20 protein-coding genes are annotated in these 26104 nt (G+C 46.2%); 18 read left to right on the forward strand and 2 right to left on the reverse strand.

Translation table 11 applies throughout. From position 1 onward, the window contains the following. The 14 genes from HMPREF1150_RS11945 to HMPREF1150_RS00280 all read left to right on the forward strand — a co-directional run. A partial coding sequence (locus tag HMPREF1150_RS11945; protein WP_083842709.1) for an LPXTG cell wall anchor domain-containing protein occupies nt 1-1429 on the forward strand: 1429 nt, incomplete at its 5' end. A 344-nt stretch (nt 1430-1773) separates the two neighbouring features. Continuing rightward, nucleotides 1774-4995, forward strand: a complete 3222-nt coding sequence (locus HMPREF1150_RS00340) for an SP_1767 family glycosyltransferase (protein ID WP_009660548.1) — start codon at nt 1774-1776, stop codon at nt 4993-4995. Nucleotides 4996-5011: 16 nt separating this feature from the next. Continuing rightward, nucleotides 5012-6016, forward strand: a complete 1005-nt coding sequence (locus HMPREF1150_RS00335; RefSeq protein ID WP_009660574.1) for a sugar transferase — start codon at nt 5012-5014, stop codon at nt 6014-6016. A 32-nt stretch (nt 6017-6048) separates the two neighbouring features. Beyond that, the gene (gene secY2, locus HMPREF1150_RS00330; protein ID WP_009660545.1) at nt 6049-7272 is read left to right on the forward strand and encodes an accessory Sec system protein translocase subunit SecY2; all 1224 of its coding nucleotides are present in this window, start codon (nt 6049-6051) and stop codon (nt 7270-7272) included. 8 nt (nt 7273-7280) lie between these two features. Further along, nucleotides 7281-8861: an accessory Sec system protein Asp1 gene (asp1, locus tag HMPREF1150_RS00325; protein ID WP_009660537.1), complete on the forward strand. Its 1581-nt coding sequence runs from the start codon at nt 7281-7283 to the stop codon at nt 8859-8861. Then, nucleotides 8851-10380, forward strand: coding sequence for an accessory Sec system protein Asp2 (gene asp2, locus HMPREF1150_RS00320; protein ID WP_009660585.1), 1530 nt, complete (start codon nt 8851-8853; stop codon nt 10378-10380). The genes asp1 and asp2 overlap by 11 nt, the downstream gene beginning before the upstream one ends. Beyond that, nucleotides 10377-10856 carry an accessory Sec system protein Asp3 gene (gene asp3, locus HMPREF1150_RS00315; protein WP_009660554.1) on the forward strand — a complete coding sequence of 160 codons (480 nt, stop codon included), beginning with the start codon at nt 10377-10379 and terminating at the stop codon, nt 10854-10856. Before asp2 ends, asp3 begins: the two co-directional genes overlap by 4 nt. Continuing rightward, nucleotides 10849-13230, forward strand: a complete 2382-nt coding sequence (gene secA2 / locus HMPREF1150_RS00310; RefSeq protein WP_002906884.1) for an accessory Sec system translocase SecA2 — start codon at nt 10849-10851, stop codon at nt 13228-13230. The genes asp3 and secA2 overlap by 8 nt, the downstream gene beginning before the upstream one ends. A gap of 12 nt (nt 13231-13242) precedes the next feature. Next, a complete protein-coding gene (gtfA, locus tag HMPREF1150_RS00305; RefSeq protein WP_002906881.1) occupies nt 13243-14763 on the forward strand; it encodes an accessory Sec system glycosyltransferase GtfA in 1521 nt (506 codons plus the stop codon). Next, nucleotides 14747-16099 carry an accessory Sec system glycosylation chaperone GtfB gene (gene gtfB, locus HMPREF1150_RS00300; protein WP_002906879.1) on the forward strand — a complete coding sequence of 451 codons (1353 nt, stop codon included), beginning with the start codon at nt 14747-14749 and terminating at the stop codon, nt 16097-16099. Before gtfA ends, gtfB begins: the two co-directional genes overlap by 17 nt. Next, the gene (asp4, locus tag HMPREF1150_RS00295; RefSeq protein WP_002897858.1) at nt 16092-16274 is read left to right on the forward strand and encodes an accessory secretory system protein Asp4; all 183 of its coding nucleotides are present in this window, start codon (nt 16092-16094) and stop codon (nt 16272-16274) included. The genes gtfB and asp4 overlap by 8 nt, the downstream gene beginning before the upstream one ends. Before the next feature lies 1 nt (nt 16275). Beyond that, nucleotides 16276-16497, forward strand: a complete 222-nt coding sequence (locus HMPREF1150_RS00290) for an accessory secretory protein Asp5 (RefSeq protein WP_002906878.1) — start codon at nt 16276-16278, stop codon at nt 16495-16497. A 173-nt stretch (nt 16498-16670) separates the two neighbouring features. Beyond that, nucleotides 16671-17051 (forward strand): CidA/LrgA family protein, encoded by a 381-nt coding sequence (locus HMPREF1150_RS00285; protein WP_002906877.1) that lies wholly within the window; start codon nt 16671-16673, stop codon nt 17049-17051. Further along, complete coding sequence (locus HMPREF1150_RS00280; protein WP_002906876.1) at nt 17044-17739, forward strand: LrgB family protein; 696 nt, start codon at nt 17044-17046, stop codon at nt 17737-17739. Before HMPREF1150_RS00285 ends, HMPREF1150_RS00280 begins: the two co-directional genes overlap by 8 nt. A 42-nt stretch (nt 17740-17781) precedes the next feature. Here the strand turns inward: HMPREF1150_RS00280 and HMPREF1150_RS00275 are convergent, their stop codons facing one another. After that, nucleotides 17782-18615 carry a hypothetical protein gene (locus HMPREF1150_RS00275; RefSeq protein WP_009660565.1) on the reverse strand — a complete coding sequence of 278 codons (834 nt, stop codon included), beginning with the start codon at nt 18613-18615 and terminating at the stop codon, nt 17782-17784. Between the two features lie 14 nt (nt 18616-18629). Next, nucleotides 18630-19337 carry an ABC transporter ATP-binding protein gene (locus HMPREF1150_RS00270; protein ID WP_009660581.1) on the reverse strand — a complete coding sequence of 236 codons (708 nt, stop codon included), beginning with the start codon at nt 19335-19337 and terminating at the stop codon, nt 18630-18632. Nucleotides 19338-19517: 180 nt separating this feature from the next. Here HMPREF1150_RS00270 and HMPREF1150_RS00265 point away from each other — a divergent pair, with 180 nt between their 5' ends. The 4 genes from HMPREF1150_RS00265 (at nt 19518) to lepB (ending at nt 26032) form a co-directional block, all read left to right on the forward strand. Further along, nucleotides 19518-22628 carry a DNA polymerase III subunit alpha gene (locus HMPREF1150_RS00265; protein ID WP_032905844.1) on the forward strand — a complete coding sequence of 1037 codons (3111 nt, stop codon included), beginning with the start codon at nt 19518-19520 and terminating at the stop codon, nt 22626-22628. A gap of 84 nt (nt 22629-22712) precedes the next feature. Beyond that, the gene (gene pfkA / locus HMPREF1150_RS00260; RefSeq protein ID WP_002906871.1) at nt 22713-23723 is read left to right on the forward strand and encodes a 6-phosphofructokinase; all 1011 of its coding nucleotides are present in this window, start codon (nt 22713-22715) and stop codon (nt 23721-23723) included. Between the two features lie 63 nt (nt 23724-23786). Beyond that, on the forward strand, nt 23787-25292 hold the full coding sequence (gene pyk / locus HMPREF1150_RS00255; protein ID WP_002897851.1) for a pyruvate kinase: 1506 nt from the start codon (nt 23787-23789) through the stop codon (nt 25290-25292). A gap of 182 nt (nt 25293-25474) precedes the next feature. Next, complete coding sequence (gene lepB, locus HMPREF1150_RS00250; protein WP_009660559.1) at nt 25475-26032, forward strand: signal peptidase I; 558 nt, start codon at nt 25475-25477, stop codon at nt 26030-26032. Nucleotides 26033-26104 lie beyond the last annotated feature (72 nt).

Raw genomic sequence — 26104 nt, forward strand, 5'->3', positions numbered from 1 at the left:
CACAAGTGCGTCAGTTTCCGCAAGCACTTCAGCGTCAACGAGTGCGTCCGTAAGTGCAAGTACATCGGCGTCAACAAGTGCCTCAGTAAGCGCAAGTACATCAGCTTCGACGAGTGCCTCAGTAAGCGCAAGTACATCGGCATCAACAAGTGCCTCAGTATCCGCAAGTACGTCCGCGTCGACGAGTGCATCCGTAAGTGCAAGTACATCGGCGTCCACAAGTGCATCCGTAAGTGCAAGTACGTCCGCGTCCACAAGTGCGTCAGTTTCCGCAAGCACTTCAGCGTCAACGAGTGCGTCCGTAAGTGCAAGTACATCGGCGTCAACAAGTGCCTCAGTAAGTGCAAGTACGTCCGCGTCGACGAGTGCGTCCGTTTCAGCAAGCACGTCCGCATCGACGAGCGCTTCAGTAAGTGCAAGCACCTCAGCGTCAATGAGCGCATCTGTATCTGCAAGTACGTCAGCCTCAACGAGTGTGTCAGTGAGTGCAAGCACATCGGCCTCCACGAGCGCGTCAGTGAGTGCAAGTGAATCTGCTTCAACTAGCTCATCTGCAAAAGCGAGTGAATCTGTATCTGCCAGCACATCCGCGTCAACCAGCGCATCAGTAAGCGCAAGTACGTCAGCATCGACAAGTGCGTCCGTAAGTGCAAGTACCTCAGCCTCAACGAGTGCATCCGTAAGCGCAAGTACGTCTGCTTCAACGAGCGCATCTGTGTCTGCAAGCACATCCGCCTCAACCAGTGCGTCAGCTTCGGCAAGTACGTCAGCTTCAACAAGTGCCTCAGTAAGCGCAAGTACGTCTGCCTTAACCAGCGCATCAGTATCAGCAAGTACATCCGCTTCAACGAGTGCGTCCGTCTCCGCAAGCACGTCAGCATCGACAAGTGCGTCCGTGAGCGCAAGTGAGTCAGCATCAATCAGCGAATCCGCTTCAGTAAGTGCATCTGCTTTAGCGTTGGCAAGTATATCCGCTTCAGTAAGTGCCTCAGAATCAGCCAGCACTTCGGCTAGTCTATTTGGTTCAGAAAGTGCTTCGATTAGCGATTCTCAGTCAATCAGTGAGTCTACCTCAGTAAGCACCAGCACCTCAGTCTTGCATAGTCAGCTGGATCTGGTTCATGAGAAGGAATTCTACTCACTCAGCCTTTCTACAAGCGAGTCACTGTCAGCAGCAGTCAGTCTCAGCGAGCTTGCCCGTGTCAGTCAGTCTGTATCGGAAAGCCTGTCTACGAGCCTGTCAGCTAGTCAGAGCACATCTGAAAGCCTGTCCGCTTCAGCAAGACAGTCTGAGCTGGATCTGATTTCCAGAGGTCGTCTGCCTCAGACAGGGGAAACGGAGAGCAAGGCTTCCATCCTGGCTCTGGGCTTAGGAGCGTTGGGCTTGGCCTTCAAGAGACGTAAAAAGAAAAGCGACTCTGAGGAGTAGCAGTAAATAGAGACAATCAGTTTATCTTTTAGTCCGTCAAAAGTCCACTCTGTTAGTGAGATGTGGAAGTGATGGACAAAGCAAGCTATAAGGAAATAACTTGGTTATTTCTGGTGCTTGCTTCCTAAAATCCTAGATTAGGAATTAGTAAAAAGAAACCGAGAGGTAATAGAAACAGGAAGTTTTGACAACTTCCTGTTTTTTTGACAATTTAGTAGAAAAAAAGTGTCCTTTATTCTGCAGGAAAGTCCCTGAGAATATAGATTTTTTGGACAATATTTTATATAATATCAAGTATAGAAATGATGTTTTAGAGTTTATGAAATGAAAGAGTAAGGGAAGAAATGAAAACGATTGTTTTGGTTGGGGATCAGGCCTATCAGGAGCAAATTTCGACTACAATTAAGTCGATTTTATATTACAATAAAAATGTAAAAATCTATGTTTTCAATCAGGGATTGAGTGACGAATGGTTCCGTGATTTTAATGATCTGGCCGAGCAGCTGGACAGTAAATTAGTCAATATCAGCTTGGACCAAGTGACTATCAGTCCAGAGTGGCTGACGCAGGACCATATCAGCTCAGCAGCCTATGCTCGCTATTTCATTCCGCAGTTTGTGGTAGAGGAGCGTGTCCTTTATCTGGATAGCGACCTAGTTGTCAATAGAGATTTGCAGACTTTATGTGATATTCCTCTGGAAGGTAAGCTTGTGGCAGCGGTTGGAGATGCCGGCGGTTATGGCTTTAACTCTGGCGTTCTGCTAATTGATAATCGAGCTTGGAAAGAAAGGCAGCTGCAGGAGATCTTTATCAAGGAGACGGACCGCATCATGGGTTTGGTCCAGTCTGGCCAGATGGAGGATTTCAACGGCGATCAGACGGTTTTAAATCATGTGCTGGCTCAGGATTGGCTGCCCTTGGATAAGATTTACAATCTGCAGGTAGGCCATGACTTAGTGGCCTTTTACAGCGGCTGGAATGGTCATTTTGAGCTGGATCAGGAACCACTGATTATCCACTATACGACCTTTCGCAAGCCTTGGAACTCGGAAGTTAGCTATCGCTATCGTCAGCTTTGGTGGGACTTTCAGGCCTTGAGCTTGGCGGAGATTTCAGCCCATCATCGGGGAGAGTTTGAGATGCAAGACCGTTGGGAGCAGGCAGCTCTGAACTGCATGCTCCTGACAGATGTACAGGAGCTGGAGCAGATTGAATTTTTAGCCCAGTCCTTGCCTAGCGTCCATTTTTATATAGCCTGTTACACAGATATGGGAGATTATCTGCGTTCTTTGGATCGCTATGAAAATATCCATCTCTATCCACAGGTTATCCATGCAGTGCTGGATGAGCTCATTGGTAAGTGCCAGGTCTATTTGGATATTCACCATGGGAACGAGCACTATGAACTGAGCAGTCGTTTCAAGGCACTTGGCAAGCCAGTTCTGGCTTTTGACAATACTAAGAAAAATGAAAAGGAAGAACTGGTCTATCCCCATGAGCACCCTCAGGAGATGGTGAGAAACCTGCGCAGTCTGATGAAAAAAGAGAAGCCTCAAGCCTTTCGGGCTGTGGTGCTGGCGGCTAATGCTGCCTATAGTGAGCAGGTCTTAACCACCATTAAGTCCATCGTCTGCCACAATCGCTTTATCAAGTTTTATGTCATCAATAGTGACTTTCCGACAGAGTGGTTTGTCAGCATGCGGAAAAAGCTGGCCAAGCTGGACTGCCAGATTGTCAATGCTCGGGTGTCTGCTTCGCTGGTGTCAAATTTTAAAACGGATATTAGTTATACAGTTTTCCTGCGCTATTTTGTAGCGGATTTTGTTGAGGAAGACAAGGCTTTGTATTTGGATTGCGATATCGTTGTCACGCGGGATTTAAGCTCCCTATTTGAAACAGAACTTGGAGATGCACCACTTGCTGCGGTCAAGGATCTGGGTGGGCAAGTGTATTTTCATCAGCACATCTTTAATGCTGGGTTCTTATTAATCAATAATGCCCTTTGGAAGCAGGAAAATATTCGCCAACGTTTGATTGAACTGACCAATGAATGGCATGACAAGGTACCGTCTGGTGACCAAAGCATTCTCAATATGCTCTTTGAGAACCGCTGGCTAGAGCTGCCTTTTGCTTATAACTGCATTACGCTCCATACGACTTTCTCGGACTATGAGCCAGAAAAAGCTCTCTATCCGCCGGTTATCCACTATCTAACCGAGCGCAAGCCTTGGAAAGAGTACACCCAGTCTATCTACCGTGAGGTCTGGTGGTTCTATCAGGGACTGGACTGGTCGGACATGCGGGAGCCAGTCGGAGCCCTGACTCAAAAGATGGTGGAAGTTGAAGGAGGCTCAAGTCTGTCCTGCCTAGTCTACACCTACTCTTGTGACCTACTGCATATCAACTATCTGATTCAAGCCTTGCCTGGCTGTCATTTCTACATCGCGGCACCGGTAGTGGTGGCAGAGCCAATCACGCGTCTGCTCCAGTATCCTAATGTCAGCGTCAGCTCAGATATTGCGGGCATTCCGGCTCTCTTGGAGTCGCTGGAAGCCAAGTCTCAGCTGCTGCTGGATATCAATGCAGGTGATGAGGTCGGCGATATCATTGCTCGCTTTAAGTCTGCTGGCAAGGCAGTCTTTGCCTTTGATAGCATAGCCCATGGCCAGCAGGGGCAGGAAGTCTTTCCAGCTGATAACCCTGAAGTCATGGTGCAGGCTATTGAGAAGCTAAGATTGGCCGAGCCTGAAGAGCGGCAGATTTCTGTACTCTCTATCGACCAATCACTGGATTATCTCTTGGAGAAAGGTGCTTCAGTGGTTCGCTTTGGAGATGGGGAGATGGATTTAGTTGCTGGCCGTAGTATCGTTTATCAAGACTTTGATCCAGAACTATCAGCACGCTTGAGAGAAATCATGTCTATGGAAAGCGATGAGCGTTTGATGGTCTGTCTGTCCGATGTATTTACAGGGCTAGAGCGCTATTCCATTGACGCCCAGAATTTTTGGAAAGTTCACTTGTATTATCACTTGTCAGATTACCAAGAGATTTGCCGAGCACCTTGGTACGGATCGACTTTTATTTCCCGGCCTTATATCGACTTGGAAGATAAGACACCGTCTGCGGGTTATTTTGCAAAGCTCAAGCAGCTTTGGCAGGACAAGGACCTCTTGATAGTAGAGGGCTTGACTTCCCGTTCTGGTGTGGGCAATGACCTCTTTGACGGGGCTAGGTCCATCAAGCGGATTATCTGTCCTTCGCGCAACGCCTACAGCAAGCTGGAGGCTATCAAGCAGGCTGTTCGAGAACATGCGGATAATCGTCTGATTTTGACCATGCTAGGTCCGACGGCCAAGGTCTTGGTCTATGATCTGGTTCAGGAAGGTTATCGGGCCCTGGATATTGGGCATATTGACTCGGAGTATGAGTGGTTCCAGATGGGGGCTACGCACAAGGTCAAGCTGTCGCACAAGCATACGGCTGAGCACAACTTTGATCAGGATATTGAGTTTAGAGATGACCAAGCTTATGACAGTCAGATTGTTGCCAATCTGGCTCAGGAATGAAGATTAGAAAAAGAGTATGAAAGTTAATATTACCAATCTATACGGTATGTCTGGCCAGAGTACGGCCTTGATTGCCCAGAATGATGTGACCAAGCTAGCCAAGCAGCTGGGCTTCAATGAACTGAGTTTTTATTTTTACGATATTTACAGCGACAGCCAGTCAGAGATGAGTACCCGTCTGGATGGCATCATGGCGAGTGTAGGCTATGGCGATGTCGTGATTTACCAGTCGCCGACTTGGAACGGCCGGGAGTTTGACCAGGCCTTTATCAGCAAGCTGAAGATTTTGCAGGCCAAGCTGATTACCTTTATTCATGATGTGCCGCCACTGATGTTCCCGTCAAACTACTATCTGATGCCGGAGTATATCGATATGTACAATCAGTCGGATGCGGTCATCGTGCCTTCTGAGCAGATGCGAGACAAGCTTCTGGCAGAGGGGCTGACTGTGGAAAAGATTTTGGTCCAGCGCATGTGGGATCATCCCTATGATCTGCCCCTGCACCAGCCTCAGTTTGAGCGCAAGCTCTATTTCGCAGGAAGTGTGGAGCGTTTTCCGCATCTGAGCAACTGGTCTTATGCTACGTCGCTGGAGATTTTTTCGCCTGAAGAAGAGTCAAATCCAGAGGCCAATGTCAGCTATCGCGGCTGGGTCAGCCGGCCGGAGCTGCTCTTGGAGCTGTCCAAGGGAGGTATAGGTCTGGTCTGGGGTGTCGAAGAAAATCCAGCAGACGAGCCGGAATACTACGGTCTCAATATCTCTCATAAGTCTGCCACTTATCTGGCAGCTGGGATTCCGGTCATCGTCCCTTCTTACCTGTCCAATGCAGAGCTGATCCGCGAGCGCGGTCTGGGCTTTGTTGTAGATAGTCTGGAAGAGGCCAGTCGGATTGTTGAAAATCTGACTGTCGAGGAGTATCAGGCTATGGTCGAGCGGGTTAGAAAGTTTTCTTTCCTGCTCAAGGAAGGTTATTTTAGCAAAAAAGTCTTAGTAGATGCGGTGATGGAAGTCTTATCTTAGAGCTTTTTCAGCCATCGTCATGAGGAGTCAGTGTGAAGTCATTTTTTAAACCAGTCATTATCAAGAAGTTTCTGTGGACCTTATTTTTCTTATTTATCTATGTCTTGGGAACCAAGCTGACCCTGCCTTTCGTCGATATGAGTAAGGCAGCTGCTATGGACGGAACCTCTACGACCTTGAACTATGCGACAGCCCTGATGGGGGGAAATCTGCGCAGTATGTCGCTCTTTTCTGTCGGCCTGTCTCCTTGGATGTCCTCTATGCTGATCTGGCAGATGTTTGCTGTGTCCAAGCGCCTAGGCCTGAGCAAGCTCCCTCTGGAAGTACAGGAAAGGCGGCGGATGCTGCTGACCTTGGTCATTGCCTTGATTCAGTCCGTGGCACTGGTTCTAAATCTGCCCCTGCAAGAAGCAGGTGGGGTGGATATGACTACGATTATCGTCTTAGATACCTTGGTCTTGATGGCTGGGACTTACTTTCTCATCTGGCTGACGGATTTGAATGCTGCCATGGGACTTGGCGGATCCATCATGATTGTCATGGCCAGCATGATTGCCTACATTCCACAGGATATTTGGAACTCCATTCAGGAGCTGAATATTTCTTCACTTTGGCTGGCCTTTCTGCTGGTTTTCAGCCTTGTCTTTCTCTATCTGGCTGTGACAGTCGAGCGCTCCAAGTACCGAATTCCAGTCAATAAGATCAATATCCATAATCGATTTAAGAAATACTCTTATCTGGATATCCGTCTTAATCCTGCTGGTGGGATGCCGATTATGTACGCTATGACCTTGGTCAGCATTCCCCAGTATTTCCTTTTGATTATCCACTTTCTTCAGCCGAACAATCAGCTGATTGAGCAGTGGATAGAAGCGCTGTCTATGGGAAGTCCAGCTTGGTTTATTCTCTATCTGTTGACTATTTTCATTCTGGCACTGGCCTTCGCCTTTATCAATATCAGTGGCGACCAGATTGCTGAGCGGATGCAAAAGAGTGGAGAGTATATTGAAAATGTTTATCCGGGAGGAGCAACCCGTCGCTATATCAATGGTTTGGTGACTTATTTTGCACTAGTGGGGGCTTTCTATCTTATCCTGATTTCTGGCCTGCCTATGTTGGTGGTGCTTCTGGACATTCGCTATCTGCGGCTCAGTATGATTCCGGGGATTTTTATGATTTTTATCGGGATGGTCTTTTCTATTAAGGACGAGGTGGATGCCTTGACGCTTAATGACCGTTATCGTTCATTGTTGTAGGAGAAACTATGTATTACTTTATTCCTTCATGGAGTGGCAGTGGGGATCGGGTTTGGCACCGGGATATTGTCCCTTGGTACCGCTCCATGCAGCGACTGGAGTTTGATGACTCGATTCATCAGATTCGGATTTTTCAAAGTGAAAATTTGCCAGTCCAGCTGCTTTTGCCAGCCTATATGCCGCATGCCCGTTACCTCTTGCATCGGCAGGATATTTTTGAGACGGACTATTACTCGGTCTTTGATGAGATTCAGGGAATCCAGTCTAAAGAAATGCAAGTACTGCAAATCAAGGATCTGGACTGGGAACCAGACTGTGAGTTTGTCTATACGCCCTTTCTAATCATGGTCCGCAGGCAGGGACAGCTCTATGCCCATGTCGAGTTTGGAGTAGAAGGCTTTATCAGCTTTATCAAGTTTTTCAAGGATGACCAGCTGGACAAGTTTTATATCTTTGATGATCGGGGCTTTGTCTCCAGTATCACCTATTATGAAGCAGGTCAGCCCCTTTATCAGGACTACCTGCAGCCGGATGGTGACTGGCGGATTCGTGAGCATCTGAAGCCTGACGACGGTCGGGTAGAGGTCAACCCTGCTTACTTACTGGACTTTGATAAGCTGGAGTATGAGCGGATGCCGGACTTAATCTTGGAGAAATTAGGACACTATATCGAGCGCAATGCAGGAGCGGACAGCCGCTTTGTGCTGGCAGCGCATCCTTTATACACTCAAGCTATTTTGCGCTTATTGCCCAAGAATGTTCAAATCATTCTCAGCTTTTTCCACGAGCGAAATCATACAGTAGATTGGCCAGCTCTAGAAGCAGATTTGCAGCAGGCAGATTTAGTCTTGACTGATCGTATGGATTTCAAGAAGGCTATTCAGCGCTACCTGCCTAGGCAGGCTCAGAAGGTGCATTACCTGTCGCCTTTTGATACTCGTCTGCAGCTGGGCAGGAGCCAGCGTCGCCGCGAATCCAAGATTTTTTATCAGATTAATCTGGAAGAAGGGCTTAATGACTATGCCATCTTCAAGGTTCTCCACTATGTGGCCAAGCATCCGGATACAGAGCTGACTATCGGTGTTTACAATGCCTGGCAGGAAGGAATCCAAAAGGTGGAGACCAAGGTGCAGGAAGTCATTGATGAGTATCTGAATCAATATGAATTTGTCAAGAACTACCGCCGCAGTGAGCAGGCTGAGAATGCCCTGCTGGAAAATCAGGAGCAGGACCTTCGTTTCACCATTAAGAATATCACGGACGAGCTCAGCTTGATTCAGGAGCTGGATGATACGCGGTTAATCATTGACCTGAGTGAGCAGCCCAATCTCTATACGCAGATTGCTGGGATTTCTGCTGGGATTCCGCAGATCAATCTGGTGGGCTCGGACTATGTGACCCATCTGCAAAATGGCTATATCTTGGACTCTATCTCTGATCTACCGACTGCTGCAGACTATTACTTGGAAGGTTTGAAAAATTGGAACCAGGCCTTGATTTATTCCATTGAAAAAATCCATCATAATACTGGTCTGGAGCTGATTGGCCGGTGGGAGCAGTGGCTCAAGGAGGCTGAGAATGCAAAATAAGCTGAAAATCTTACAGATTGGATCAAGCGACTGGAGCAAGGAGCTTGCCATTCCAGACAATATGGCCTGGTATTATTTCTTTCCTAACTCCAATCTAGCCATCAAAAAGGTCATGGAAATGGATAAGATTGTCAAGTTTGATGCGATTCTGGTGGACGACCTGCGTCGGATTCCAGATTTGTTTATGATTGAGTCCAAGATTATTCCTTATACAGTTTTCTATGATCAGGAACAGGAAACCCAGGAAGCGGATATTGAGTACTTCCTTAAGCGTCACTGTGCTCAGCCAACGGATATGAGCGATCGAGCTGACCTGCTCCGCAAGCTGTCCAAGGCTCTCTTTTCCGGCCAGTATGGGGACAAGATGACTCCGCTTGATATGGTGGTTAGCCCCGGATTTCGGGGCAAGATTTGCTACAATGGCTATGAAAATCTAGATCTGGAAGGTGACTTTGGTCAGGACTTTCAGCCAATCGTGTCATGGAAATACAATATTATAGCCAACAAGTTTAATCCAGTTGAACTCTGGCTTGAATATGAAAAGTCAGGCAGCTGTGAGCTGCGGCTGCGCCTCTATAACATCCAGGAAGGATCGACTGCGGACATTGCTCGAGAGACTGTTTTCGCAGAAGAGGATATGCGAGAATCCATGGTTCTGGACAATGACTTTACTTCCTATCTGGGCGTCAGTCTGGAGGCTAGAGGCGAGGGACGGATTCAGGTCGGCGCTCTGCATCAGCGTCTGACCCGCTTTGAGTTTGGTAAGTATGTTCTGGGTGGAAAGATTTTTCGCGATAGCCACCGTCAGGAGATTAATTATTTCTTTTATCCGGGTGATTTGAAGCCGCCTTTGGCTGTTTATTTTTCTGGTTACCGTCGGGCGGAAGGCTTCGAGGGCTTCGGAATGATGCGGAGTCTGGGCTGCCCTTTTCTCTTGTTTTCAGATCCGCGCGTGGATGGTGGTATGTTTTATCTGGGCAGCCATGAGCTGGAGAGCAGTATTCATAAGATTATCCAAGAACATTTGGACTTTCTGGGCTTTACCGAGCGGGATCTAATCCTGTCAGGTATGTCTATGGGGACCTACGGTGCGGTTTATTACGGATCGGAGTTTCGTCCGCGGGCTATCGTTTTGTCCAAGCCCTTGGGAAATCTAGGCACTATTGCCCAACGTGGTCGCTTACGCCTGCCCGAGGTCTTTCCGACGGCTCTAGATGTCCTTCACCGTCACACCGGTGGCAAAGACAAGGAGCATGTAGAGGAGCTGAATCGCCGCTACTGGCGTAAGTTTGAGAAGGCTGATTTCAGCCGGACGACCTTTGGTATCGCCTACATGAAGGAAGAAGACTATGATCCGACGGCCTATGAGGACCTGGTAGCGGCTCTTCATCTTACCGAAGCTAAGCTGATTAGCAGAGGTGTCCCAGGACGGCATAATGACGACTTAGCTGTGTCTGTGTCTTGGTTTATGAATTACTATCGAATGATATTGGAAAAGGAATTTGGGAGAAAGAAATGAACATTCAAAAAAGAAAGGGAATTTATTGGGGAGAGCTGAGAGGGGTTTCGGCAGCTGGTAAAATGACTGACTTTACCTATCTCTATGGCACTACCCTTATTATTCATTCCCCTTCACATGTATTTTTTGAAAATAAACTGATGGCCTCCGGCCAGACCATCCATGAATGGTCTTCCAAATGGAACTATCAGCGAGACCGGCAGGTGCCTGCTCTCCCCTTACTCAAAAAGGGAGCTCGCTATTGCCTGTCTAGAGATATGACCACCTATCCTGAAGCCAGCGTCTTTCTGAAAATCATCTTCTTTGACCGCTATGATAAAGAAATCAGCAATCAAGTGGAGCGCTCAGAGAGTATGATCTTTACCTACCCAAACGAAGCCTATAGCTATAAGGTTCAGCTGCTGAGTGCAGGAGTTGAGTCCTTGGAGTTTCATTGCCTAAACATTGACCAAATCATAGAGGAGTCTGATGATTAAAAATCATTTTCAAATTCAGCGCTTAAAGAAAATCTTAGCCAAAGTCAAGAGTTTTGAGTCAGAAATGGCTGGCTTGTCAGACGCTGACCTACGAAAGAAAACTCAGGAATTTAAGGAGAGACTGACCGCAGGTGAGACTTTAGACGACTTGCTGCCGGAGGCTTATGCTGTGGTGAGGGAAGCGGACAAGCGGGTGCTGGGCATGTTTCCCTACGATGTGCAGGTCATGGGGGCGATTGTTCTCCATGAGGGCAATGTCGCTGAGATGGCTACAGGGGAGGGCAAGACTCTGACAGCTACCATGCCGCTCTATCTTAATGCCCTGTCTGGACAAGGAGCTATGCTGGTGACCACCAATACCTATCTGGCCCTGCGGGACGCTCAGGAAATGGGGCAGGTCTATCGTTTTCTTGGGTTGACTATTGAGGCAGCGGTGGTAGCTGATGGGTCTGGAAATTTGACGCCCAAGCAGAAGCGGCTGATTTACCAGGCGGATATTGTCTATACGACCAATAGTGCCTTGGGCTTTGACTATCTGATTGAAAATCTAGCAGAGAATAAGGATAGCCAATATCTTAGTCCTTTCAACTATGTCATTATAGACGAGATTGACTCCATCCTCTTGGATAGCGCTCAGGTGCCTTTGGTTATCTCTGGTGCTCCTCGGGTTCAGTCAAACTTCTATAGTATCATGGATACCTTCATTACGACTTTGAAAGAAGACGAGGACTACCACTACGATGACGAGAAGAATGAAGTCTGGCTGACGTCGAAAGGTATTCTGGCAGCGGAGTCTTTTCTTGACTTGGAGCATCTTTTTTCTAAGGAAAATCAAGAGTTGGTCCGCCACCTCAATCTAGCCTTGCGGGCCCACAAGCTCTACAAGAAGGATAAGGACTATGTTGTCCGCCAGGGTGACAAAGAAGCAGAAGTTGTACTTCTGGACCGCGCAACCGGCCGTCTGCTGGAAATGACCCGGCTTCAGGGAGGCCAGCACCAGGCCATTGAGGCCAAGGAGCATGTCAAGCTGACGGAGGAAACGCGGGCCATGGCTTCCATCACCTATCAGAATCTCTTCCGGCTCTTCCGGAAAATCTCTGGTATGACCGGGACCGGCAAGGTGGTGGAGAGCGAATTTATGGAGACTTACTCCATGTCTGTCATCAAGATCCCGACCAACCGGCCAGTGATTCGGCAGGATTTACCAGACCAGCTTTACCAGACCCTGCCAGAAAAAGTCTTTGCTTCATTGGACGAGGTCAAGCACTACCATGCTCAAGGCAATCCACTCTTGATTTTCACCGGCTCAGTGGAGATGTCAGAGATTTACTCATCCCTACTGCTGAGAGAAGGCATCGCCCACAATCTGCTCAATGCCAACAATGCGGCGCGTGAGGCGCAGATCATCGCAGAGTCTGGGCAGAAAGGTGCTGTGACGGTGGCTACATCCATGGCCGGCCGCGGGACGGATATAAAGCTGGGACCGGGTGTCGCTGATTTGGGTGGTCTCGTGGTGATTGGTACTGAGCGGATGGAGAACCAGCGGATTGACCTACAGATTCGTGGCCGTTCAGGCCGCCAAGGTGATCCGGGGATTAGTAAGTTTTTCATCTCGCTAGAGGATGATCTGCTCAGGAAGTGGGGGCCAGATTGGCTCAAGAAGCTCTACAAGGACTATTCAACTGAAGAAGTTCAGCAGCATCCAGTCCAGCTGGGGCAGCACCGCTTTAGACGCTTAGTGGCCAAGGCCCAGAGAGCCAGCGAAAGCAGTGCCAAGATGTCCCGTCGGATGACGCTGGAATATGCCCAGTGTATGAAGATTCAGCGGGAGATTACCTATGCTGAGCGCAATCGCTTGATTCAAGCTGAAGAGCGGATTGATGAAGAAATCAGCCGTGTCCTCAGTCAGGTCATTCATCAGGCGGCCTATGAGCAGTCCTATGAGACGCGGGCAGACCTCTATCGCTTTATCTTAGACCATTTCAGCTATCATGCTGAGCGTATTCCTTATGATTTTGATATTTATTCGCCGGAGAAAATTGCAGAGCTCTTGCAGGATATTGCCGAGCAGGAATTACAGGCAAAGAAAGCCTATCTCAAGTCTGACAAGCTCTTTACCCATTTTCAGCGAGTGTCCGTTCTCAAGGCTATTGATGAGAACTGGGTCGAGCAGGTGGACTATCTGCAGCAGCTCAAGACAGCCTTAAGCGGTCAGCATTTCTCTATGAAAAATCCTCTGGTAGAATATTATCAAGAGGCTTACGATGGCTTTGAATATATGAAGGAGCGCATGAAACAGCAGATTGTCAAGAATCTTTTGATGAGTGAATTGGCACTCAACCCTAAAGGAGAAGTCATCATGTACTTCCCGTAAGACGAGGAGAATATGACAGTATATAACATCAACTTAGGCATCGGCTGGGCCAGCAGCGGTGTAGAATACGCCCAAGCTTATCGGGCCCAGCTACTGCGCAGGATCCAGCAGCCGGCTAAGTTTATCTTTATGGATATGATTTTAGCGGATAATATCCAGCATCTGACGGAAAATATCGGTTTTCTGGATGAGGAAGTTATTTGGCTTTATAATTACTTTACTGATGTCAAGATTGCACCAACGACGGTGACGCTGGACCAGGTGCTGGATCAAGTCGCAGGTCAGCCGGATCGCTCGGAGAGAGAGGGCAAGATTGTCCGCTATTTCTATCCGCAGGATGAACAGTTTATCACTTGTTATCTGCGACAGGAAGACCAAGACTTTGTGGAGCATGTGGAGTATGTCTCGCGGGGGAGATTGATTCGCAAGGATTATTTCTCCTATGTCCGCTATGCCAGTGAATACTTCGCACCCCACAATGATGCTGCAACCCTCTACCAGCGCCGTTTCTACCATGAAGACGGCAGTGTGGCCTATGACATGCTGATAGAGGATGGTCAGGAAGAGCTCTATCGCTTTCCAGATCGGATTTTCTATTCCAAGGCTGAGCTGGTCCGCTATTTTCTCCAATGTTTGCAGCTTCAGGCAGATGATGTGGTCATCTTGGATAGGGAGACAGGGATTGGTCAGGTTGTCTTTGAGGAGAGTCAGAAGGCTAAGCTGGGAGTAGTGGTCCATGCGGAGCATTTTAGTGAAAATGCCAGCAGTGACGACTACATTCTCTGGAATAATTTTTATGACTACCAGTTTACTAATGCTGACAAGGTGGACTTTTTCATCGTGGCAACAGAGGCTCAGAAAACGATTCTAGAGCAGCAGTTCCAGCATTACTCGAACAAGCAGCCCAAAATTGTCACCATACCGGTGGGAAGTCTGGACCAGCTGACTTATCCCAAAGATCCTCGCAAGCCTTTCTCCATGATTACGGCTTCGCGTCTCGCTACGGAAAAGCATATCGATTGGCTAGTGGCAGCGACTGTCCAAGCACAAGCCCAGCTGCCTGAACTGACTCTTGATATTTACGGTAAGGGGGGCGAAGAGGAGAAGCTACGCCGCAGGATTGAGGAAGCAGGAGCTCAGGACTACATTCGGCTCAAAGGGCATGCAGATTTAAGTCAGATTTATGCAGGCTATGAGCTTTATCTGACGGCTTCAACCAGCGAAGGCTTTGGTCTAACGCTCATGGAAGCGGTTGGCTCGGGTCTGCCCCTCATTGGCTTTGATGTCCGTTATGGCAATCAGACTTTTATCGATGATGGTAAAAATGGTTATCTGATACCGGTCAGTTCCAATCAGGTCGAGGACCAAATTATTGCTGCTTTTGTGGAGAAAATAGTAGCTCTCTTTAGCCAAGGACGCCAGCAGGAGATGAGCCAACACTCTTATCAAGTGGCCGAGAATTATTTGACCAGCCGGGTTGAAGCGGCTTGGTCCCAGCTTTTAAAGGAGGTCAGAGATGATTCAGCTCTTTGATTATTACAATCAGGAAACCCAGGATCTGCATGATTCCCTCCTTGCAGCTGGCTATGACTGTCCGACCATTGTCATTGAGGCCAATGGCTTTCTCCCGGACGATATGATTTCCCCCTATACTTATTTTTTAGGGGATGAAGAGGGAGTAGACCACCCGCTCTTTTTCAATCAAGTACCAGTGCCACCTTTCTGGGAAATCACAGGCGACCACCAGGCGGCGCGTGTCAGTGACATGGGAGAAGAAAGAGCACGGATTCACTATGCAAGTCAGGCCAAGGGCCGCTTGGTCAAGCAGGTGGACTGGCTGGATAAAAAAGGCCAGCTACGACTGAGTGAGCGCTATAATAAGCAAGGTCGCTGCTTTGCCAAAACAGCCTATAAATCAGGCCAGGAAGCTTTCAACACAACCTACTATAGCACAGACGGTCAGGAGCGCATCGTGGAAAATCATGCCACTGGTGACATCATCCTGACTCTGGACCAAGAGCCGATGCGGATGTTCAAAAGCCGAGTAGATTTTATCCATTTCTTTTTAGAGCGGCTAGACTTTGACTTGGATCACATTCTCTTTAATTCGCTGGCTTATTCTTTCCTAGTTTCCCACAGCTTGACAGGTCGAGCTGGGCAGGATATTCTCTTTTGGCAGGAACCTCTGTATGATGAGCTTCCGGGCAATATGCAGCTGATTCTGGAAAATAGCCAGCTGCGGACGCAGACCATTGTCATTCCAGATTTAGCAACTTATGAAAAGGCCAAGAGTCTGGCAGCGACTGACCAGCAGCAGAAGTTCCTGCATCTGGGCTATCATTATGACTTCAAGCGGGACAACTACCTACGAAAAGATGCCTTGATTCTGACCCATTCGGATCAGATTGAAGGCTTAGAGACCTTGGTTCAGGCCTTGCCGCAGCTAGTCTTTCGCATTGCAGCACTTACGGAAATGTCGCCTAAGCTATTGTCTATGTTGTCCTATAAGAATGTCGTCCTTTATCAAAATGCCAGTCTCAAGCAGATCGAGCAGCTCTACTTGGAATCGGACATTTATCTGGACATCAATCACGGAGGTCAGGTTCTACAGGCAGTGCGCAAGGCTTTTGAGAACAATCTCTTGATTCTAGGCTTTGAGCAGACCCTGCATGACAGGCACTACATTGCCCAACAGCATATTTTCGACAGCAGCCAGCCAGCTCAACTGGCATCAACTTTGGAAGAAGCCTTATCTGGTGTTGAGCAGATGCGGTCAGCCTTGCAAGCTCAAGGCCGACATGCCAATGATGTACCCGTCAGTCTTTATCAGGAGACTCTCCAAAGCTTGTTAGGAGGTCAGCATGGCTAAAAAAGATTTATTTCATAAGGATATTGAGGGACGGTTAGATGAGCTTAAGCATGGCAAGCCCAAGAAAGAGAAGGCCAGCCTGGGTGAAAACCTCAACAAGGCCTTTGTCATCGCCTTGGGCTTGATGATCTTGATTGGCTTGATTTTTACATTGATTGGAGCCTTGAGGAAATAAAATGCAAACAATATTGATTACATTTACCATTGTAGTAGCCCTTATCTTGATTTTGCTGGTTAGTCTGCTTCCTAGAGAAAACCAGCAATTTTATAGAGAAACTAATACATCGATTGGCAAGTCAGGCTACTGGGAAACCCACCTCGCAAAGAAAATCCTAGTTCTTTTGGCAAGCCTTTCTCTGATTGTGCTCATGATTTTCTTTATGATTCAATCCATCTAGCATCTGTCTAGGAAGCTACTCAGACGACTGCTAAATAAGAAAGACTCTCTATTGTCTGCAATAGAGGGAATTTTTATAAGCAAATTTTTTATGTAAAGGTTTTAATTTCTGAAAGCACCTTGATATTTTTCTGAAAAGGAGTAAACTGGATATACAAGTGATGGAGGTTTGGTATGAAATTATACGTTCAGTTGATGATTATTTTTATGATTTCCCTCGTTGGAGAAGGAATTTCAAGTGTTTTCCACCTGCCTGTTCCGGGCAGTATCATTGGTTTGGTCTTGCTGTTTTTGGCTCTGCAATTCAAGCTCCTGCGCCTGCGTCATATCAGTATGGTTGGCAATTTTCTCTTGGCAAATATGACCATTCTTTTTCTGCCTCCAGCAGTTGGTATCATGGATAAATTTCAGGTCATTGCGCCTTATCTGTTGCCGATTATTTTGATTGTTTTAGGAGCGATTGTGCTTAATGTCTGCGTGATTGCGGTTGTGGTGCAGCTGATTAAGACTCGTTTTGAAGGAGATTATGAGGAAGGAGACACCAGCAATGTCTGATTTATGGAGCAACCCTCTCTTTGGCCTTGCCTTGTCTATCTTGGCCTATCTGTTCGGTCTATTGATTTTTCGGAGATTTCCTCATCCTTTGACAACACCGTTGCTGATTGCAGCAGTTTTGGTTATTTCATTTTTAAAATTAACCGGTATTTCCTACAAGGATTACTATGTCGGCGGCTCCTATTTAAACAACCTAATTGTGCCATCTACGGTTGCTTTGGGGATTCCGCTTTACAAGACTTTTCATTTGATGAAGCACCATGCACGCAGTATTTTGATTGGGACCTTTGCGGCGGTTGTAGTCAATACCAGCTTCACTGCTTTACTGGCTAAGTTTTTCGGAATGGATTTCTTTCTGGCTGTTTCTCTTTTTCCGAAATCTGTCACAACGGCCATGGCTGTCGGTATCACAGACAAGCTGCAAGGTCTTGCTACAGTGACCTTAGTGGTGGTGGTTGCGACGGGCATTCTAACCAGTGTATTAGGACCAACGCTTCTTAAGCTCTTAAAAATCACAGACCCGGTAGCTATCGGTCTTGCTTTAGGTGGAACTGGCCATGCGGTAGGAACGGGAACCGCCTTTAAATACGGCCAGGTCGCAGGAGCTATGGCAGGACTTGCGATTGGCGTGACCGGCCTCATGTATGTTCTGGTCAGCCCTATTGTGGCAGCGATTATTCTGAAGTAAAAATAAACAAGGTTGAAACGTTTCGTTTCAACCTTGTTTTGCCTATTGAAGATTTAGTTTGTTTTTTACAATGGCATAGATTGTAAAATAGAAACCGAAAATTTTGACCAGCTCAAAGACGACTCTGATAATAATGAAGCCATCTAGCATCTGTTCAAAGTCCGAAGAGGAGTGACTATAATCATATAAACTAAGTAGTCCATATGAATCAAAAGAACTAGGCAAGAGGAGAGACAAGATTGCCAGAACAGTCCAAATCAAAAATCCGAAGAGCACAGCCATCATAATCCGATTCTTCTTGAAAAGCTGTCCGACTGAGATTGCTAGGTAAAAGAAGAGGATACCAGAAAGGATTTGAAGGAGATTAAGGAAGCCGTATTTGACAATCCATAGCCACAAATCTGGTATTTCACCAATAAATTTAAAAATCTCATCGAATGAATAGCCTACAAGGGGAAGAGCAATGCCAAAGATGACTAAACCACTAATAAACATGGTCAGCATACACAAGAGGGTCCAAACAAATGCGGAAAGAAGCTTGGACAGAAGAATCTGATGCGGGGTGACCGGCAAGGTCCAAGTCAGGTAGCCTTCTCTCCCAAAGACATTTTTATAAAATCGACGGATAATAATGATGGTATTGGATAGAAAGACTGCGCAAGATGCAGAAAACAGCAAGAGAAATAGTAGATAGAAAGTGATAATAACACCACTAATAGACAATGGATGTTCACTATAGCGATTCATCGCCTCAGGTCTTAGGATGCTGCCAGCTATGATTCCCATAAAGACTGATAGAGTGAGAAGAATGGCAAAGGTGATACAATACCATTTGTAATTAGACTTAAAGTCGTATTTAAACAGTTTTCCAAACATATAATGAAGCCCTCCTAATAAAAGCGAAACTGGCTGCGGAAGAGATTATCAATGGATTGATTGTACTGTTGACGCAGCTGATTAGCATTTTCATGCAAAAAGATCTGACCTTGGTTAATCAGGATTACTTCATCCAAGATTGGCTCGATATCTGCGATCAAGTGGGTGGAAATGATGACAGAAGACTGAGGTGTGCGGTTTTGAATGATGGTCTGCAGGATATAGTCGCGAGCAGCCGGATCAACACCACCGATAGGCTCGTCTAGGATATACAGTTCCGCATGGCGGCTCATGACCAGAATGAGCTGCATTTTTTCTTTATTTCCTTTTGAAAGGCTTCCGATGCGTGCTTGAGGATCGATATGAAGATCCTTTAGAAGCTGCATAGCTTTCGCGCTGTCAAAATTATCATAAAAATCTTGGAAATATTTTACAGCTTCGATTACTTTGGAGCTGTCGCTCAGATAAGTCGTATCTGGCAGATAGGAAACGATTCTTTTGGTATCAGGAGAAGGTTTGACGTCTTTGAGATAGATATGGCCAGAGGTGGGCTGCAAGAGACCATTGATAAGCTTGATAATAGTTGTCTTGCCGCTGCCATTAGGACCTAGAAGTCCGATGATTCTGCCGGGCTGTATGTTTAAGCTCACATCATACAGGGCGGGTGCGTCGCTATAATTTTTATGGACATGGTCAAGATAGACCAGAGGATACTGATTCATACATGTCTCCTTTATTTTCTTCAATTTACAATTATTATACCTTTTCCTTAGGAAAATGGCAAAGAAAGCCGGAAAGAAGGAATGGAATCTTTCTGTTCAGTCAAACTCCTATTTCCCTCATTCAGTGAATTGCGGTATAATAGTTATAAGAAGAAGCAAAGCATGTTCAAGGAGAAAAATGTGGTGATACAACTTGATACCAAGACTGTTTACAGTTTTATGGATAGCTTGATCCCGATAAAGAAATATGTGCAAAAAGCCAAGGACTTAGGATACAGTCATCTGGGCATGATGGATGCGGACAATCTCTATGGAGCCTATCATTTCTTAGAGGAAGCCGAATCTGCGGGACTGCAGCCGCTTTTAGGCTTGGATCTGAGTCTGATCAAGGCAGAGAAGGAGCTTCATCTCCGTCTGCTGGCCTTGGACAGTCAAGGCTATCGCAATCTGATGAAAGTCTCGACTCTCAAGATGATGGGACAAAAAAACTGGGAGGATTTCCAGCATCTCTTTAAGGGATTGGCTGTGATTGTTCCTGCTTTTGACGGAGTAGCAGATCTGGATTTGGGGTTGGATTTTTACGTTGGAGTTTTCCCAGCAACGCCCCAGCAGGAGTTTGGTCGGCCAACCCTGCCCCTGCATACCGTCCGATATTTTGATAGGGGGGATTTGGAGACCTTGCAGATGCTCCGGGCTATTCGAGAAAATGCCAGCCTGCGGGAGATTGGCAGCCTTCCCAATCATGAGTTTTTGCTGGCACCAGATGCTCTGGCAGGAGCTTTTAAGGAAACTTTCCCAGAGAGTCTGGCTAATCTTGAGAAGCTAGTCCGTGATGTTCACTATGATATCAATAGGGAGCTGAAATTGCCCCGCTTTAATCGGGAACGTCCTGCCGTGGAAGAGCTGCGGGAGCGATCAGAAGCGGGCTTAAAAAAACGTGGTTTAACAGGTAAACTTTATCAGGAACGACTGGACCAGGAGCTGGCTGTCATTCATCAGATGGGCTTTGATGATTATTTTCTCATTGTCTGGGATTTGCTGCGCTTTGGTCGTAGTCAGGGCTACTATATGGGTATGGGTCGAGGATCTGCTGTCGGCAGTCTGGTGGCCTATGCTTTGGAGATTACTGGGATTGACCCAGTCAAAAATAACCTGCTTTTTGAGCGCTTTCTAAATCTAGAGCGCTATACCATGCCCGATATTGATATCGATATTCCTGATGTTTACCGGCCGGAGTTTATCCGCTATGTTCGTGACCGCTATGGCAGTATGCATGCGGCCCAGATTGTGACCTATTCGACCTTCGGAGCCAAGCAGGCCATTCGCGATGTCTTCAAGCGCTTCGGTCTGCCAGAGTATGAGCTAACCAATATCACTAAGAAAATCCGCTTTGGCGATAGTCTGACCTCTGCTTATGAGAAAAATATGGCCTTTCGTCAGATTATCAACAGTAAGCTGGAATATCAAAAGGCCTTTGATATTGCTAAAAAAATCGAAGGTCATCCCCGTCAGACATCTATTCACGCAGCCGGCGTTGTGATGAGCGATAATGACCTGACTGATCAGATACCACTCAAATACGGTGAGGACATGTATATCACTCAATATGATGCCCACGGTGTGGAGAGCAACGGTCTGCTCAAGATGGACTTTCTGGGCTTGCGCAATCTGACCTTTGTCCAGCGGATGAAAGAAGCAACCCTAGAAAAATATAAGGTAGATATTGAGATTGCAGAGATTGACTTGGAGGATGCAAACACTCTGAAACTCTTTGCAGCGGGACAGACCAAGGGTATTTTCCAGTTTGAGCAGCCGGGCGCTATCAGTCTGCTCAAGCGGGTTCAGCCGGTTTGCTTTGAGGAAGTAGTGGCCACAACCTCTCTCAATCGTCCTGGAGCCAGTGATTACATCGACAATTTTGTCAAGAGAAAGCATGGGCTGGAGCAGGTGGAGCTGATTGATGACAGTTTGGCTGATATTCTAGCTCCGACTTACGGTATCATGCTCTACCAAGAGCAGGTTATGCAGGTAGCCCAGCGTTTTGGTGGCTTTAGTCTGGGGAAAGCCGATATTTTACGAAGAGCAATGGGTAAGAAAAATGCTGCTGAAATGCATCGCATGCAGGAGGACTTTGTTGCCGGTGCTCTCAAGCTAGGGCATTCGGAATCCAAAGCCAAGGAAGTCTTTGCTATTATGGAGAAGTTTGCTGGTTATGGCTTTAACCGCAGCCACGCCTATGCCTACTCAGCTCTGGCCTTTCAGTTGGCTTTCTTCAAGGCTCACTATCCAGATGTTTTCTTTGATGTCATGCTTAATTATTCTAGCAGTGACTATATCACCGATGCCCTGAGTTTTGACTTTGAAACAGCACCCCTCAGCATCAATAATATTCCCTACCATGATAAGTTTCAGGATAAAAAGATTTTTTTGGGTCTGAAAAATATCAAAGGCTTGCCTAGGGATTTGGCATACTGGATTATCGAAGAGCGACAAAATGCTGCCTTTACTGGGGTAGAAGACTTTATTCTGCGCCTACCTCAGAATTACCATAAGATTCCACTGCTGACTCCTCTAATCCAGCTGGGGCTCTTTGACAGTTTTGAGAAAAATCGCCAAAAAATTTTAGCCAATCTGCCTAATCTATTTGTATTTGCGGATGAGTTGGGCAGTCTCTTTGCGGATACGACTTATTCTTGGACAGAGGCTCAGGATTTCAGCGATGCCGAAAAGTTTGAGCTGGAACAGAGCATTATCGGTGTGGGGCTTAGCGATCACCCCTTGGTTAAATTGGCCAAAGAAGCGGATCAGCCCTTTAGCTGGATTAGTGAGCTGACAGAAAATAGCCGAGCTAGGATTCTGGCTGAAGTTCAGACTATCAAGACTATCCGGACCAAAAAGGGCGAGAATATGGCTTTCTTGCAGGTTTCAGATACGAAGAAAAAACTGGATGTCACCCTTTTTCCTGATACCTATCGTCAGTTGGCCGAACGTATTAAGGAGAAAGGGATTTACTACTTGACCGGCAAGGTGCAGGAACGGGATGGACGCTTACAGTTGGTCTTGTCAGATATCGAAGAAACCACTACAGAACGGTTCTGGATAAAACTTGCTGGACATGAGCATGATCGGGAAATATCTCATGTTTTGCAGAAATACCCCGGCAATATTCCGGTTGTCCTGCGCTATGAAGATGAGAAGCGAACTATATCTGCACCTCATTTCCGAGTGGAGAAATTAGAGCAGCTGCAAGAGGAATTGAAGAATTATACTATGAAAACGATTTTTCGTTAAAAAATATGGAAAATAGGAGAATTTTCATGATGATTGTGGTATAATCTATAAGAATGTTAAAAAGAAAAAGGAGCAAAAAGCGAAATGAAACGTATTGCTGTTTTGACTAGTGGTGGCGATGCCCCTGGTATGAATGCTGCCATCCGTGCAGTTGTTCGTAAAGCAATTTCCGAAGGAATGGAAGTTTACGGGATTTATGATGGCTACGCTGGAATGGTTGCTGGCGAGATTTACCCACTTGATGCGACATCAGTTGGTGACATTATTTCTCGCGGTGGAACTTTCCTTCACTCTGCTCGTTACCCTGAGTTTGCCCAAGTTGAAGGGCAGCTGAAAGGGATTGAGCAGCTTAAAAAACATGGAATCGAAGGTGTCGTTGTTATCGGTGGAGATGGATCTTACCACGGTGCTATGCGCTTGACAGAGCATGGCTTCCCGGCTGTCGGTGTTCCAGGAACCATTGACAATGATATCGTCGGAACAGACTTCACTATCGGTTTTGATACAGCTGTTACTACGGCTATGGATGCGATTGACAAGATTCGGGATACCTCATCCAGTCACCGCCGTACTTTCGTTATCGAAGTAATGGGACGTAATGCTGGTGATATTGCTCTTTGGGCAGGTATTGCATCTGGTGCGGACGAAATCATCGTTCCTGAAGAAGGTTTCAAGATCGAAGAAGTTGTTGAAAGCATTAAGAGTGGCTATGCCAAGGGTAAGAAGCACAACATCATTGTCTTGGCTGAGGGTGTCATGTCAGCGGATGAATTCGCTGAGAAGCTGAAAGAAGCTGGTGATATGAGCGATTTGCGTGTCACAGAGCTCGGACATATCCAGCGTGGAGGCTCACCGACTGCGCGTGACCGTGTTCTTGCATCTCGTATGGGAGCACATGCTGTTAAACTGCTTAAAGAAGGTATCGGCGGAGTTGCTGTTGGAATCCGCAATGAGCAGATGGTTGAAAGCCCAATTCTGGGAACTGCTGAAGAAGGAGCGCTCTTTAGCTTGACTGCTGAAGGCAAGATTGTCGTTAACAATCCGCACAAAGCTGATCTGGACTTGGCTGATTTGAACCGCAGCATCAATATTTAATTATTATTTGTTATTTGTTATTCAGGCCAAGAGGCCAAATAGAAGAAGGAGTTTCATACAATCATGAATAAACGTGTAAAAATCGTTGCAACATTAGGTCCTGCGGTAGAAATCCGCGGTGGTAAAAAATTCGGTGATGACGGATATTGGGGAGAAAAGCTGGATGTTGAAGCATCAGCTCAAAACATTGCTAAGTTGATTGAAGCTGGCGCAAACACATTCCGTTTCAACTTCTCACACGGTGACCATGCTGAGCAAGGAGAGCGCATGGCAACTGTTAAGCGTGCAGAAGAAATTGCCGGCCAAAAAGTTGGTTTCCTTCTTGATACAAAAGGACCAGAAATTCGTACAGAATTGTTCGAAGGCGATGCAAAAGAGTATTCATACAAAACTGGTGAAAAAATCCGTGTTGCTACTAAGCAAGGCATCAAGTCTACTCGTGAAGTCATTGCTTTGAACGTTGCTGGCGGATTGGACATCTACGATGATGTTGAAGTTGGCCGTCAAGTATTGGTTGACGATGGTAAACTTGGTCTTCGTGTTGTGGCTAAAGACGATGCTACTCGTGAATTTGAAGTAGAAGTTGAAAATGACGGCATCATTGCTAAGCAAAAAGGTGTGAACATCCCTAACACTAAGATTCCTTTCCCAGCACTTGCTGAGCGTGACAATGACGATATCCGCTTTGGTCTTGAGCAAGGAATCAACTTCATCGCGATTTCATTTGTACGTACTGCAAAAGACGTCAACGAAGTTCGTGCAATCTGTGAAGAAACTGGCAACGGCCATGTTCAATTGTTCGCGAAAATCGAAAACCAACAAGGTATCGATAACTTGGACGAAATCATTGAAGCTGCTGACGGTATCATGATTGCCCGTGGTGACATGGGTATCGAAGTACCATTCGAAATGGTTCCAGTTTACCAAAAGATGATCATCACTAAGGTAAATGCAGCTGGTAAAGTGGTTATCACAGCAACTAACATGCTTGAAACCATGACAGAAAAACCACGTGCAACTCGTTCAGAAGTATCAGATGTATTTAACGCTGTTATCGATGGAACTGACGCAACTATGCTTTCAGGTGAGTCTGCAAATGGTAAATACCCTCTTGAGTCAGTAACGACAATGGCTACTATCGATAAGAACGCTCAAACCCTTCTTAACGAATATGGTCGTTTGACAACTGACAACTTTGAGCGCAACTCTAAGACTGAAGTTATGGCTTCAGCAGTTAAAGATGCTACAAACTCAATGGATATCAAGTTGGTAGTTACTCTTACTAAGACAGGTCACACAGCTCGCTTGATTTCTAAGTACCGTCCAAACGCTGATATCTTAGCTATCACTTTTGATGAATTGACTCAACGTGGGCTTATGCTGAACTGGGGTGTTATTCCAGTGACTACTGAAACTCCATCTAACACAGATGATATGTTTGAAATCGCTGAAAAGATTGCAGTTGAGCAAGGCTTGGTTGAATCTGGTGATGATATTGTTATCGTTGCTGGTGTGCCGCTTGGTGAAGCAGTTCGTACCAACACAATGCGTATCCGTACAGTACGTTAATCTAAGACAACAAAAAAGAACCGTTGATTGGAAAATCACCGGTTCTTTTCTTGTTTATGTGATGCAACTTATTTTATTTAAGAGGAAGTGCTAGTTTGTAAATTGGTTTTTGAAATAAAATTGTACCTTTGTCTATTTTGTCTAAAAATGATATAATGGTATAAAAGAGATGGGGGAGACGAATGTTAAAGAGAGATTTATTAAGAAATATCATTATTTTTTCAGTACTGGCAGCTATCATTATAGGGCTGAGAGTTTTTATTTATACGCCTTATCGGGTGACTGAGCAGGACAGTAATTCCTATTTGGCAAAGAATGACTTGGTCTTGGCGACGAAAAAGCAAGACATCAAGCTTGGAGACTTTGTTCTCTATGAAGTGGACGGCAAAGACTATGTCGGCCGGGTCATTGCCCAGGAAAAAGATCAGGTAACCTATATGGATGACCTCCTTTACCTGAACGGTCAGGTCATGTCGGAAGAGTATATCGAGAAAATGCGCGAGAAATATCTGGCTTCAGCAGGAAGTTCGGGTTACTATACTCATGATTTCTCTATTATGGATTTAAAAGACTCAAAGTCTGATAAAATTACTAAAGATTCTTATTTGATTCTTAATGACCGACGTGAAAATACCAAGGACAGCCGAGAATTTGGACTCATCAAAGCCAGTCAAATCAAGGGAGTGGTGGAGTTCCGGCTCTCACCGCTTAATGAATTTGGTTTTATTAAGAATAAGTAAATAGAAGTCTATTTTTAACCAAGGCAGGGCAAGCCTTGGTTTTTTTCTTTGAAAATCAACTTTAAAGTTACA

Origin of the sequence: Streptococcus sp. AS14 (genome assembly GCF_000286495.1) — a bacterium.
Lineage (GTDB): Bacteria > Bacillota > Bacilli > Lactobacillales > Streptococcaceae > Streptococcus > Streptococcus sanguinis_P.